We start from the raw sequence: 12,486 nt of genomic DNA, 5'->3' as shown, positions 1-12,486 counted from the left end.
ATGCCGCTCGAACCGCTGACACCCGAGCGCCGCCGGGAGATGACCCGCAGCCATCTGCTCGAGGCCGCGGCCGAGGTGTTCCAAGAGCACGGGTTCCACGGCGCCACGCTCGACGAGGTCGCGCGGCGCGCCGGGTTCACGAAGGGCGCGGTCTACTCGAACTTCAAGAACAAGGACGATCTCTTCCTCGCCGTCATGGACGACCGCATCGAACGGCAGTTCGCGGTCGCAGCCGAGGTGCTCGAGAGTGGCTCGCACGACGAAGCGGAGCAGCGATCGCGCGTCGAAGAGCTCCTGCACTCACGCACGTTCTTCTGGGACGAAGCGCGCAGCGCGCTGTATCTCGAGTTCATCCTGTACGCGCGCCGCAATCCCGACGCGGCCGAAAAGCTCCGCGCGAGCATTCGCCGCGCGCGCCAGATGACGGTCGACCTCATCGACGCCGAGACCGCGGCGGGTGGCGCGCCGGCACGCCGTCCGCACGAGCAGGTCGCGTTGCTCTCGCAGGCGATCTTCGACGGCATCGGCCTGTTGCGGCTCATCGATCCGTCGGCGGTGACCGACGAGACCATGGATACCGTGCTCGGATTCCTCTACGACTCCATGTGATGCGCCAGCGGAATCGCGAGCTGGCGCTGGCCACCGTCCCAAGCCCACGACGACTGGACCGGGAGTGAGCCGACGAACGTCGCGATCGCGCGGTTGTCGGCGGCGACCGTCGCGGTGAACTGCTCGATGCCCCGGCGCGACGCGGTCTTCGAGAGCTCGAACCCGAGCCGGGTCGCGATGCCGTTCCGGTGCCACGCGTCCTCGACGACCACGGCGACCTCGGCGTTGCGTGGATCGCTGCGGTCCCGGTCGTAGCGGGCGACGCCCACGATCTCGTCGTCGATGACGGCGACGATCGCATCGCGTGCCTCGTGGTCGACCTCGGCGAGGTGATGGAGGAAGCGCTCCTGCGGCCTGCGCACCGGTGCGAGGAAGCGGTAGTAGCGCGACTCGGGCGAGAGCCGCCAGAACAACGCGCGCAGGCCTTCGAGGTCGTCCACTTCGATCGGACGGATCTGGAACGGCACCCGGCGCGCGACGCGCCGAGCTCCCTCGTCGTTCAGCACGCGCTCGAGGCGATCGGCGCCTGCGTGCGCGAGCGCGAAATAGCGGCGGGCGCGCCGTGCGCTCCACCGGTGCGTGTTCGCGTCGACGGGCCGCAACTGCACGAGCATCGAACCGGGCGTCCACATCACGACCTCGATGTCGACGCGCGCCACGACCTGTCCGCGCCCGTTCAGCAACCGCGCGCCCGCGCGCCACGACTCCTGTCCGCGCACGAGCGGATGCGTCGACGGTCGCAGCGGATCCTCGACGACGAGTGTTCCTCCGTCGCGGAGCGCGAACCCGGACGCGGGTGCGATCTTCGATCGGTCCCGCAGCGTCCGGGCGACCACGTGCGATGGTCGGTTCACTCGCCGTTCGAGCACGTAGCTCAGCGGTGGTGTTGCCCGTCGTGTGTGCTCAATGCTTCGCGTCATCGGGTGACCCCTTGTCCCGTGCGCCGCCCCGCGGCGTGTTGCCCCGTGCAGCACGTCGACGAGAGGTACGCATTCCACGATCGGACGTTCGATTCCGTGACAAGCGTCACGGCGGTGAACCGTTCGAGTGGCGGCCCCGGCTCGAGGTCGTGATCGCGGCGGTGTCGCCGAGTCGATCGCGACCGAGTGTCAGCCGGGCGAGGTGCGTCCGAGCTGCGCGAGCAGACGTCGGAACGGAACCAGCCCGAGGTAGCGACCGGCGTTGTCGACGACGACCACCGGTGCGCCGGGGTCGACCTCGGCGGTGCTGAGTCGTTGCGCGAGCTCGACGGGCGTCGTGTGCACGTTCGCGACGAAGGCCTCGACGAGATTCCCCGAGAGCGCGGAGTCGACGGTGAGCAGACCGACGGGCCGGCGATGCTCGTCGACGACCGGCGTCCACGGCGCGTTCGCGCACGCCGCGGGCGACGCCATCGCCGTGAGCTCGTCGATCGCGCCGACGGCATCGATGAGCCGGTGCAGACCGTGCGCGGGCTCATCGCTCGCGCGCTGGAGCTCGCGTACCGCGGCGGGATCGATCGACGCCCACGGCGCCGCGGCGCGTCCGAAGTACCAGCCCTGCGCGAGCGGCACCCCGAGATCGACGAGCCGGCGCGCCTCGCCGACCGACTCGATTCCTTCGGCGAGGAGCCACGCGTCGATGCGACCCGCGAACTGCCCGAGCATCTCCGCCAGCGCGGCCTTCGCTTCGTCACGGTCGATGCCGGTGACGAGCTCCTTGTCGAGCTTCACGATCGCCGGCCGCAACGCGAGGATCTGTTGCAGTCCCGAGTATCCCGCGCCGGCGTCGTCGACGGCGATGAGCGCGCCCGCACCGCGTAGTTGCGCGAGCGGTCGCTCGAGGGCATCGAGATCGAGCGGCCGGTGTTCGGTGATCTCCACCACGACACCACCGAGCGGACCCTGCTCCGCGAACGCGTCACGCACGGCGGGTGCCGTCAACGACTCCGGTTCGAGGTTCACCGCGAGGAAGCAGTTGCGCGGCAGGTCGGCGCGCCACGCCAACGCCGCGCGCAACACGCGCGCTTCGAGCTCGGCCGCGCGACCGACGCGATGCGCCGCCGCGAACCATTCGTCCGGACCGAACGCACCCTCGCTCGTCTCTGCGAAGCGCGCGAGCGCCTCGTAACCGACGACCGTGCGCCGGTGCAGATCGACGATCGGTTGGAAGCGCGCCTCGATCGCCACGCGCCCGGTCAGCGCGTGGTCGACGCGCGCTTCCCACGTCGCCGCGGTGCGCGGCCCGGCCGTCGGGCCGGTCACGCCACCGCGAGGATGTGACTCCGTACCTGGTCGACGAGCTCGGCCGGTACCTCCGAGATGCCGTGCGCGGTCGCGGCGTGCTCGGCGACCCGGGCGAGGATCTCCTCGTCGCTCGAGCAGACGAACTTCGCGTCACAGCCGGGCACCACGTCACCACAGGCAAATTGCTTCATCGTCGGATCCTCCTCGGGTCGTCCACCCAAACCGGAGTGTCGGCGCTTCGGGCCCACCGGTTGAGCCGTGTGACGCCGCCGTCGCTTCAGACGATCAGGAGACGGATCCGAGCACGAGGGCGCACAGCCTGCGGGCGAGGGCGTCGGGGTCGTCCGGCGTGTCGCCGACGAGGGTGCGATAGATGAGCAGCGCGGGCGCGAGATCGGTGCGGACGTCGAGATCGGGGTCGTCGTCGCCGACGATGCGCGCGATCGGCCGCCGCAGCTGCGCGCGCATGTCGTCGAGCAGCGACTCGCGGAACACGCGGCCGAGATCCGGGTCGTCGCGCAATGCCGTGACGAAGCCGACGACGAAGCACGACTTCGGACCGAACATCTGAGACGCCATCTCGCGCAGGTAGCTCTCGAGATCGGCGCGCGGGTCGTCGGTCTCCGGTCGCACGACGTCGGCCTTGGCGTGTCGCATCGCGGCGATCACGAGGTCCTGCTTCGTGGCCCAGCGGCGGTAGATCGTCGCCAGGCCGACGTGCGCCCGTTCGGCGACGTCCTGGACGCGCAGGTGGTCGTAGCCGACCTCGTCGAGCAGCTCGCTCGCGGCGTCGAGGATCAGCGGCTCCCGGTCGGCGGAGCGGCGACGACCCCGCGGTCGGCCCGTGATGGCCGGCGCTGCCTCGGCTCCTGTCGTCGCCATTCCCGTCATCGTAACTGCTCACCGAATATTCCGAGAGGATTCATTACCGGAACTCTTGACTTCCGGATTGTACTCCGGCATTGTGAAATGGTCAATTCCGGAAACAGCAAGTTCCGGGTTCATCCCACCGGAGGTCTCCATGCCGAACTCCCTGGTCAGCGCATCCGAGACGGCCGCCCCGAGCGGCCTCTCGTCGCGCCGGCGCACCGCCGTGCTGGCGACGATGTGCCTGGCACTCGTGCTCGTCGTCGCCGGCGTCTCGATGATGGCGGTCGCGGTCCCGACGCTCACCGCGGCGCTCGGAGCCTCGCCGAGCCAGACGCAGTGGATCGTCGACGGCTACACGGTCGCCCTCGCCGCGCTGCTCCTGCCCGCCGGCGCGATCGGTGACCGGTTCGGGCGCCGCCGCTCGCTCATCGCCGGTATCGCCATCTTCGGGATCGCGAGCGCCGCCTCGACGTTCAGTGGCACCGCGGGACAGCTGATCCTGTGGCGCGTGATCACGGGCGTCGGCGCCGCGTTGATCATGCCGGGCACGTTGTCGACGATCACGAGCGTGTTCCCGCCCGAGGAGCGGGCGCGTGCGGTCGGCGTGTGGGCGGGCTTCGCCGGCGCGGGCGGCATCCTCGGCATGCTCGTCGGCGGCGCGCTGCTCGAGCAGTGGTGGTGGGGTTCGATCTTCGTCATCGGCGCAATCCTCGCGGCCGCGACGTTGATCGCGACGGTGCTCGCGGTGCCCGAGACGCGTGAAGGCGACCACGTCGGGCTCGACCCGATCGGAACCGTTCTCTCCGCCCTCGCGATCGGCGGTCTGGTGCTCGGCATCATCGACGGACCCAGCCGCGGCTGGAGCGACCCCGTCACGCTCGCCGGGATCGTCGGCGGCGCGATCGTCGGCCTCGCGTTCGTGCGCTGGGAGCTGCACACGTCGACGCCGTTGCTCGATCCGCGCCTGTTCCGCATCCGCGGCTTCGCCACCGGTTCGGCGTCGCTCTTCCTGCAGTTCTTCGCGATGTTCGGGTTCTTCTTCATCTCGTTGCAGTACCTGCAGTTGGTGCTCGGCTACGGCACGCTGCAGTCGGCCGTCGCGCTGCTGCCGATCGCGGCGGTGATGATGCCGCTGTCGACGGTCGCGGCGACACTCGCCGAGCGCTACGGACAGCGCCTCATCGGTGCGGGCGGTCTCGCGATCAGTGCTGCGGGCTTCGTGATCATCGCGACGATGAACGCGAGCTCGAGCTACTGGGAGCTCGTGATCGCGCTGCTCGTCATCGGCGGTGGCACCGCGCTCGCGATGACGCCGGCGACCAACGCGATCGTCGGTTCGCTCCCACGTGCGAAGCAGGGGGTCGCGTCGGCGGTCAACGACACCGCGCGCGAGCTCGGCTCGGCGTTCGGCATCGCGATCCTCGGCTCCGCGTTCAACTCCGGCTACCGCGGCCAGATCGACCACAGCTTGGGCGGGCTTCCGGCCTCTGCGCGCGCCGCCGCGCACGATGCCCCGGCGTCGGCGATCGCGGTCGCGCACAAGCTCGGCGCTTCCGGCAACCCGCTGGCCTCTGCTGCGCGCGACGCGTTCATGGTCGGCAGCCGGTACGCGATGTACATCGGTGCCGTTCTGCTCGCGGTCGGCGCGGTGTACGTGTTCCTGCGGGGCGAGCGGCAGGTCGTGCCCGCCGACTCCGACTCGCTCGACGAGGAGTTCCTGGCCCTCGAGGGCGAGGGGCTGGGACTGGAGCCCGCCCTCGGGTGACGAACGTGCGACCGAGCGGAACTTGTGGGACGTCTTGCGAACCCTTGGGACGTTCTCCAAGCCGTCTTCGCCGATATCCGGGGCACGCGCGACTGACCCCTGTCCTGCCCTCAACCTGGCGATCCAGAGCAGTTCAGCTCGGAGCGACACGGTCCGGTTCTCGCCTCGGAACTCCAGTCACCCGGGCGCGGCCGCCGGATTACGACAAGAGTTCGGACCGGCGCGACCACCAGGCCTCGGCGGCCGTCATCGCGCTCTCGGCCTCGCGGATGCCGTCGCCCACGAGCCCTGCGGTGGCAGCCCAGTGCAGGGGCACGAGGGCGAGAGCCCCGGGGAGCCATCGGTACTCGTCGCGAGTCAACCGTTCCGGAGCCGTGCTTTCGTAGGCGTCGAGCAGTCGTCGCGGCTCGAGCAATTCCAGCGTCGACAGCTCCGAGTCGGTAGCCGTCTCCCGGCCGAGGCCGCCCTGTGCGACGTGGTGCAGGGTGGCCGCGATGTCGTACAGCCGCTCCCTGACCCTCGCGAAATCCAGGTCGAAGGTGACCCATGAGCCGTCTGACAGTTCTCCCGCGTTTTCCAATTTGTAGTCCCCATGAATCGGAGCGCATGGCAGTTCGACCTCGTTCCGGAGCTTGGAGAGCTCGCCAGTCAGTCGGCGCATCCGGTGCACGACCGGCTCGCTGCGGGGTCCGAGCCTGCGGCGTGTGAAGCCGACCGAGTAACGCAGTTGACCGAAGGTTCTGTGGTCGTCGAGGGGTTCCGGCGGACTGGGCTCCCAGACTGCTTTGAGCGCAGTGTGAAACCGTCCGAGCTCCTCGAAGAGGCGAACGTAGGAGTCCTCGTCCACCCTCGGCTGCACGTGCTCGATGAACTCCTCGAGCTCAGCCCAACGATCAGCGACCCTCAGGAGGTCGCAACCGGAAATCGGAATCGGCCGAGCGACGCGGACTTGCGTCCGCGGGAGCCGTTCGCGCAAGCGCCGCAGTCCCGCGACCCGTCCGCGGCGGACCCAGGGCCTGTGAACCCGCAGGACAACCGGCGGCTCCGCGTCTATCCGCAGGTTGAGGTTGAGCCCACCGCCGATGTCTGCCCACCCGGCCCCGCGCGCGACGCGCTCGATCAGGGCCGAGACGGCCGGATCATCTGAGCTGGCTCTCGGTCCAAACCAGCGCGGCGAGGCAGGGGGAGAGGTTGAAGCTTCGATTCCGGTCATGGCAATGGCCACCAGGACACGCGACGTGCGCCACGATCAGCGCCGAGGCTGCCGTTGTGGCATCGACAACGGCCGAGCGGAGGGAGTGGGATTCGAACCCACGGAGGGTTGCCCCTCACACGCTTTCCAAGCGTGCCGATTCGGCCGCTCTCGCATCCCTCCCGAAGGAACGGCGATCGTACCTGTACGCTCCCGAACGGCTCGCCCGCCGCGTGACGGGTCCGGCGCGACGGGATCCCGTGAACCGAGTCAGGTCCGGAAGGAAGCAGCTCTCAGCGGGTTCTCCCGGGTGCCGCCGGGTCGCCTGTCGTGCGCGGGCGGGCCACTTCTTCTGGTCGGCCTCGCACGCGTCGGTCTCCAAGACGCGGGATGGGAGCGAGCGAGGTCGCGGTGCTCGCTCCGCTCGCCCGCGTGCCGAGAACGGCTGCGATTCCGCCCGGTAGGAGCGTCCGAGGCGGGCGGTAGTGTCGAGCCGTGGCCTCGCAGTCGCTGTACCGCAAGTACCGCCCGCAGCGGTTCGGCGAGATGGTCGGCCAGCAGCACGTCATCACCGCGCTGCGCAACGCGATCACCGACGGTCGCGTCGGTCACGCCTACCTCTTCAGCGGCCCGCGCGGCACCGGTAAGACGTCGACCGCGCGCCTGCTCGCGAAGGCGCTGAACTGCCTCGACCTGCAGCCCGACGCCGAGCCCTGCGGCAGGTGCGAGAACTGCGTCGCGATCGCGGCGGGCGCCTTCTTCGACCTCGCGGAGCTCGACGCGGCTTCGAACAACGGCGTCGACAACGTACGCGACCTCGTGCAGAGCGTGAACCTCGGCCTCGCGGGCGCGGCACTGCGCAAGGTGTACATCGTCGACGAGGTCCACATGCTCAGCGCGGCGGCGGCGAATGCGCTGCTGAAGACGCTCGAGGAGCCGCCCGCGCACGTCGTCTTCATCCTCGCGACGACCGAGCCACAGCGGGTGCTGCCGACCATCCGCTCGCGCACCCAGCACTTCGACTTCACGCTCCTGTCGATCGAGGAGATCCAGGGCCACCTCGCCTCGATCCTGGAACAGGAAGGCGTGGTCGCCGAGGCCGAGGCCGTCGCGCTCATCGCCCGGCGCGCCGCGGGCTCCGACCGCGACGCCCTGTCGCTGCTCGACCAGGCCCTTGCCCTCGGCGCGGGCCGGCTCGACACCGAGCAGGTGCTCGCGACCTTCGGCGACACGCCGTTCGACCGCCGCGTCGAGGTGCTCGAGGCGGTCGCGGCCGACGACCCGGCCGCCGCGCTCGGCGCCGTCGATGCCGCGATGACCGCCGGGGTCGACGCCCGCCGCCTCGCCGACGACCTCCTGAAGACCCTGCGCGACGCGTTCGTGCTCGCGGCGGGCGCGGGCCGCGTGCCCTACGACGGCCCGGCCGACGAGATCGAACGCCTGCGCGCGCTCGCCGACGCGTTCGGCGCCGCGGGCATGACCCGCGCGATCGAGACGCTCGGGCAGACGATCGTCGACGTGCGTGGTCCGTCGGCGCCCGATCCGCGCCTGCTCGTCGAGGTCGCGATGGTGCGGCTCGCGCGGCGTGAGTCGCGCACGCAGATCGAGGCGTTGCTCGAGCGGGTCGAGCGGTTGGAGAAGCAGCTCGTCGACGGGGGCGGGCCCGCGGCCACTCCCGCGGCCGCGGCCGCGCCGACCGTGCCCCGTCCCGCCCGACCGCGCGCGGCGACGCCCGCGCCGGAACCCGCGGTCGACCTGACCGACGACGCGCCGAAGCCGTCCGGCACCGGGCCCCACCTCGGCACGCGTACCCGCCGCCCCGCCCCGCCGCCTCCCGAGGCCGAGCCCGAGGCATCGGCGGAACCGACCCTGCCCGCCGCGGCGACCGCCGTGGTCGAACGACCGCTCGATCTCGACGCGGTGATCCTCGCGTGGAGCACGACGCTCACCGCGCTCTCGCCGCCGGTGCGCGCCGCGATCCAGGACGCGCAGCCGATCGGTGTCGACGGCAACACGATCATCTTCGGTGTGCGTGCGGTGCGACGCGAGACGATCGCGAAGAAGTTCACGGCGGAGGCGGACGCGATCCGCGCCTCGCTCGCGGCCGAGCTCGGGCAGGAGCCACGCTTCTCGCTCAAGAACCACGACTTCGACGCGCCCGACGCGCTCGCGCCCATCGGCAGCAGTGGCGCGGCGACGCCGGCGCGCGAGATCCCGAACGAACCGGACCTGCCCGACGAGAACGACATCGATCTGCGCGACCTGCAGGACGCGCCCGCGGGTGATGCACCGGTAGATTCCCAGACCCGCCTCATCGAGGCCTTCGGCGCGCAGATCGTCGAAGAGCGTCCCCGAGCCTGAGGGAGCGAGCCGTGGCGCAACCCGACCAGATGAAGATGATGCGCAAGATCGCGCAGATGCAGACCGACATGGCCGCGGCGCAGGCGGCGCTCGCGAACGAGACCGTCGAGGGCAGCGCGGGCGGCGGCATGGTGAAGGCCACGGTCACCGGTTCGGGTGAGGTGCAGCGCGTCTCGATCGATCCGTCGGTCGTCGATCCCGCCGACGTCGAGACGCTCGAGGACCTCGTCGTCGCCGCCCTCGCCGACGGATTGCGGCGCGCGTCGGAGCTGCAGTCGCAGCGCATCGGCGCGGTGACGGGCGGGATGAACCTCGACGCGCTCGGCCTCGGCGGCCTCGGACTCGGGTAGCGCGCCCCACGCATGTCGCTCTACGAGGGCCCGGTCCAGGCGCTCATCGACGAGCTCGGCCGGTTGCCGGGCATCGGTCCGAAGTCGGCGCAGCGCATCGCGTTCTACCTGCTGAAGACACCGCAGGAGGACGCGAAGCGGCTCGCGCGCGTGATCGTCGAGGCGAAGGAACGCGTCTCGTGGTGCCGCACCTGCTTCAACATCGCCGAGGGCGAGCTCTGCGCGTTCTGCCGCGACGACCGGCGGGACCCGACGTTGATCTGTGTCGTCGAGGAGCCGCGCGACATCGTGTCGGTCGAGCGCACCGGTGAGTTCCGCGGCCGCTACCACGTGCTGCAGGGCGCGATCTCGCCGATCGAGGGAGTGCTGCCCGACCAGCTCCGCATCAAGGAGCTGCTCGGGCGCATCGACGGCGACGCGGTGAAGGAAGTGATCCTCGCGACGAACCCGAACGTCGAGGGCGAGGCCACGGCGATGTACCTCGCGCAGCTGCTGCGGCCGCTCGACCTACGGGTGACGCGCATCGCGAGCGGCCTGCCGGTGGGTGGTGACCTCGAGTACGCCGACGAGGTGACGCTCGGGCGCGCGCTCGAAGGCCGGCGCGAGATCGATCGCTGATCGCGCGTGCGCGGACCGACATCTCCTGTGGTCCCGCCGCTGCTGCGGTGCAGCGCGAGCGACGAGTACGAACCGCTGCCGTGGACGGCACGCGATCGCCGCGCGCTCGCGCGCCTCGACGATGCGCTGCCGGAGCTCGCGCGCGCGGTCGCAATGGATGTCGACGAGTTTCGCTTCGACCGGCGCGGCACCGCGGCCACCTTGCTCGCGATCGACGAAGCGCACGGCGGCGGGTTCTACGCGGTGCCGGAGGAAGCCGCGCGTGACGAAGCCGCGGCCGAGGCCGCGTTCGCCGGGCGCGCGCCCGTCGTCGACGTGCAGACGCACCTCGTCGATCCCGCGCGCTGGACGGGTTCGCATGCGGCCGCGCTCGCGGGCTTCCTCACGATGGTCGATCCGCAGCGGTGGCCTGCCGGCGTCGATCCGGAGGTGATCGACGCGGGTGCGTGGGCGAGTCTCGTGTTCGGCGCGAGCGAGACCGCGGTCGCGCTGCTCACGTCGACGCCCGGTCCCGCGGCGACCAACGTGCTCACGAACCCGCAGATCGCGTCGGCGCGGACGGTCGTCGATCGCTACGCGAGCAGCGGCCGCGTGCTCACGCACACGATCGTGCACCCGAACATCGACGGCGAGCTCGATGCGATGGACGAGTGGCGCGCGGCGTGCGATCCGTCGGGATGGAAGGTGTACACGTTGTTCGGTCCACCGACGGCCGCGTCACCGACGGGCGGCTGGTTCCTCGACGACGAGGAGATCGGCTTCCCGTTCCTCGAGCGCGTGCGAGCGCTCGGTCCGCGTGTCGTCGCGACGCACAAGGGGCTCGGTGGACCGATTCCGGACGCGTCGGTCGCGGCCGCGTCGCCGCGTGACATCGGACCCGCCGCGACCGCCTTCCCCGACATCGACTTCGTCGTGTATCACTCCGGCTACGAGCGCGATCCGAACGGTGCGGAGGGACCGTTCGTGGCCGAGGCGCGCGACGGCACGCGCCGCGGCGTCGATCGATTGATCGCGTCGCTCGCCGCACACGGCATCGGTCCGCGGGCGAACGTCTACGCGGAGCTCGGCACGACGTGGTACCTGATGCTGCGGCGGCCGGTCGAGGCCGCGCACGTGCTCGGCAAGCTGCTCGTCGCGCTCGGGCCCGAGCGCATCCTGTGGGGCACCGACTCGGTCTGGTACGGATCGCCGCAGCCGCTCATCGACGCGTTCCGGGCCTTCGAGATACCCGCCGCGATGCAAGCCGAGTTCGGGTACCCGGCGCTCGACCGCGACACGAAGGAGCGCATCCTGAGCCACAACGCGCGCCGCGTGTACGGGATCGACGACGCGGTGCTCGCGCGCGTCGACGGCGAACGCGATCGATCGTGGGTCGCGAACGCGCTGCCCGCGCTGCGCCGCGCGCTGGCTAGTGAAACGTCGGGTTGAAGCCGACGTTCCACGCCCAGAGCAGCGCGCCGAAGAGCGCGATCGTCCACGGTGGGATGCGCACGCGGTCGACACGAAGCCCGGCGAGCAACGCGATCGCGAGCACGACCACGAGGATCCCCGCGGGGTTGAAGCGCAGCGACTCGAGCAGGTGCCCGTGCGTCGCGGCGACGACCGCGCGCGTCATCCCGCAGAGCGGGCAGGGGATGCCGGTGAGCGTGCGGAACGGGCACGCGAGCGGCGGGTGTACGGGCAGCCGCGGCCACACGACCGCGGCGCCGAGCATCGCGCCCGCGACGATGCGCGTGGCGCGCCGGTCGACGGCCACCTCGCTCATCGCCGCTGCTCCTTCGCCACGACGATGCCTTCGAGCACGTACTCCGGGTGCGCCGAGGGCGGGATACCGGTGACGGTCGCGCTGACGCGCGCGGCGAGCTGCCACGCGAGCTGCGCGCGTGTGTCGGGAGGCAGCGAGAGCCGGCGATCGAGGAACTGACGGATCGCGGCGATCTCGATGGGCGTCACCGCGCTGACGTCCCAACCCGCGACCGCGTCCGGCGGCACCGTAGGTCGCGACCAGTTCGCCCAACCCGGTGTCTCGCGCTTGGTGCCGTGCTCGCGCACGACGATCGTGCCCGCCGCGAGATCACCGAGCCGCTGGTTGTCGCGCGTCGCGAGGATCAGGATCGTGCCGAGCAGGTACATCGTCGGGAGGAAATCGATGAGCCGCAACACGTTGCGGACGACGCTGCGCGTGAAGCCGACCGGCTGCCCGCCGAGGCGCACGACGCGCAACCCCGCAGCGCGCTTGCCGAGCGTGCGACCGGACCCGATCACCTCGAACCCGACGTCATAGCCGAAGATCACGACGAAATAGAGGATGAGCGCGGCCCCAACCGCCCAACCGCTGTGAACGTTCGCGACGACGATCACGAGCGCGATGATGATGCCGAGCTGCACGAGACTGTCGAGGAGACGGGCGACGAACCGTGAACCGAGACCGGCGAGCACGAGGTCGACTTCGAGACCCTCGGGTGTCGCGATCGTGACCTGTTCGTCGATCGGCAC

At 70.8% G+C, this 12,486-nt stretch carries 13 protein-coding genes, 1 tRNA gene and 1 other RNA gene; 7 read left to right on the top strand and 8 right to left on the bottom strand.

Features of this window, described 5'->3' with window-relative positions:
• Complete coding sequence (locus VH914_21200; protein HEX4493733.1) at nt 1-609, top strand: TetR/AcrR family transcriptional regulator; 609 nt, start codon at nt 1-3, stop codon at nt 607-609.
• Here VH914_21200 and VH914_21195 read toward each other — a convergent pair.
• The 4 genes from VH914_21195 to VH914_21180 form a co-directional block, all read right to left on the bottom strand.
• Nucleotides 594-1,529, bottom strand: a complete 936-nt coding sequence (locus tag VH914_21195) for a GNAT family N-acetyltransferase (GenBank protein HEX4493732.1) — start codon at nt 1,527-1,529, stop codon at nt 594-596. The two genes, VH914_21200 and VH914_21195, sit on opposite strands and share 16 nt — an antisense overlap.
• Before the next feature lie 189 nt (nt 1,530-1,718).
• Nucleotides 1,719-2,852 (bottom strand): EAL domain-containing protein, encoded by a 1,134-nt coding sequence (locus tag VH914_21190; protein HEX4493731.1) that lies wholly within the window; start codon nt 2,850-2,852, stop codon nt 1,719-1,721.
• Nucleotides 2,849-3,025 carry a DUF1059 domain-containing protein gene (locus tag VH914_21185; GenBank protein HEX4493730.1) on the bottom strand — a complete coding sequence of 59 codons (177 nt, stop codon included), beginning with the start codon at nt 3,023-3,025 and terminating at the stop codon, nt 2,849-2,851. The genes VH914_21190 and VH914_21185 overlap by 4 nt, the downstream gene beginning before the upstream one ends.
• Nucleotides 3,026-3,119: 94 nt before the next feature.
• Complete coding sequence (locus VH914_21180) at nt 3,120-3,716, bottom strand: TetR/AcrR family transcriptional regulator (GenBank protein ID HEX4493729.1); 597 nt, start codon at nt 3,714-3,716, stop codon at nt 3,120-3,122.
• A 139-nt stretch (nt 3,717-3,855) separates the two neighbouring features.
• Between VH914_21180 and VH914_21175 the strand changes: the two genes are divergently transcribed.
• Nucleotides 3,856-5,469 (top strand): MFS transporter, encoded by a 1,614-nt coding sequence (locus tag VH914_21175; protein HEX4493728.1) that lies wholly within the window; start codon nt 3,856-3,858, stop codon nt 5,467-5,469.
• Between the two features lie 199 nt (nt 5,470-5,668).
• Here VH914_21175 and VH914_21170 read toward each other — a convergent pair whose 3' ends face one another.
• Nucleotides 5,669-6,694 carry a phosphotransferase gene (locus tag VH914_21170; protein HEX4493727.1) on the bottom strand — a complete coding sequence of 342 codons (1,026 nt, stop codon included), beginning with the start codon at nt 6,692-6,694 and terminating at the stop codon, nt 5,669-5,671.
• Nucleotides 6,695-6,759: 65 nt separating this feature from the next.
• Nucleotides 6,760-6,844 (bottom strand) — tRNA-Ser (locus tag VH914_21165).
• 51 nt (nt 6,845-6,895) lie between these two features.
• On the opposite strand from VH914_21165, the gene ffs reads away from it, so the two are divergent.
• The 5 genes from ffs (at nt 6,896) to VH914_21140 (ending at nt 11,418) form a co-directional block, all read left to right on the top strand.
• An RNA gene (gene ffs, locus VH914_21160) (signal recognition particle sRNA small type) lies at nt 6,896-6,995 on the top strand.
• 161 nt (nt 6,996-7,156) lie between these two features.
• A complete protein-coding gene (dnaX, locus tag VH914_21155; protein HEX4493726.1) occupies nt 7,157-9,022 on the top strand; it encodes a DNA polymerase III subunit gamma/tau in 1,866 nt (621 codons plus the stop codon).
• Nucleotides 9,023-9,033: 11 nt separating this feature from the next.
• Entirely contained in the window at nt 9,034-9,372 is a 339-nt protein-coding gene (locus tag VH914_21150) for a YbaB/EbfC family nucleoid-associated protein (protein HEX4493725.1), read from the top strand.
• A gap of 12 nt (nt 9,373-9,384) precedes the next feature.
• Nucleotides 9,385-9,990 (top strand): recombination mediator RecR, encoded by a 606-nt coding sequence (gene recR / locus VH914_21145; GenBank protein ID HEX4493724.1) that lies wholly within the window; start codon nt 9,385-9,387, stop codon nt 9,988-9,990.
• 27 nt (nt 9,991-10,017) lie between these two features.
• Nucleotides 10,018-11,418, top strand: coding sequence for an amidohydrolase family protein (locus VH914_21140; protein HEX4493723.1), 1,401 nt, complete (start codon nt 10,018-10,020; stop codon nt 11,416-11,418).
• On the opposite strand, the gene VH914_21135 is transcribed toward VH914_21140, so the two are convergent.
• Nucleotides 11,399-11,755: a DUF2752 domain-containing protein gene (locus tag VH914_21135; protein HEX4493722.1), complete on the bottom strand. Its 357-nt coding sequence runs from the start codon at nt 11,753-11,755 to the stop codon at nt 11,399-11,401. The two genes, VH914_21140 and VH914_21135, sit on opposite strands and share 20 nt — an antisense overlap.
• Nucleotides 11,752-12,486, bottom strand: a complete 735-nt coding sequence (locus VH914_21130) for an RDD family protein (GenBank protein HEX4493721.1) — start codon at nt 12,484-12,486, stop codon at nt 11,752-11,754. The genes VH914_21135 and VH914_21130 overlap by 4 nt, the downstream gene beginning before the upstream one ends.

The sequence above is a fragment of the Acidimicrobiia bacterium genome, assembly GCA_036271555.1.
Classification (GTDB): domain Bacteria; phylum Actinomycetota; class Acidimicrobiia; order IMCC26256; family PALSA-610; genus DATBAK01.
The sequence above is the reverse complement of the archived record's forward strand: the minus strand, read 5'-3'. Positions and strand labels throughout refer to the sequence as shown.

Bases quoted from the DNA above. Each gene is read 5' to 3' on its own strand.
- VH914_21200 (HEX4493733.1), top strand. From the start codon at position 1: ATGCCGCTCGAACCGCTGACACCCGAGCGCCGCCGGGAGATGACCCGC.
- VH914_21195 (HEX4493732.1), bottom strand. From the start codon at position 1,529: ATGACGCGAAGCATTGAGCACACACGACGGGCAACACCACCGCTGAGC.
- VH914_21185 (HEX4493730.1), bottom strand. From the start codon at position 3,025: ATGAAGCAATTTGCCTGTGGTGACGTGGTGCCCGGCTGTGACGCGAAG.
- VH914_21180 (HEX4493729.1), bottom strand. From the start codon at position 3,716: ATGGCGACGACAGGAGCCGAGGCAGCGCCGGCCATCACGGGCCGACCG.
- VH914_21175 (HEX4493728.1), top strand. From the start codon at position 3,856: ATGCCGAACTCCCTGGTCAGCGCATCCGAGACGGCCGCCCCGAGCGGC.
- recR (HEX4493724.1), top strand. From the start codon at position 9,385: ATGTCGCTCTACGAGGGCCCGGTCCAGGCGCTCATCGACGAGCTCGGC.
- VH914_21135 (HEX4493722.1), bottom strand. From the start codon at position 11,755: ATGAGCGAGGTGGCCGTCGACCGGCGCGCCACGCGCATCGTCGCGGGC.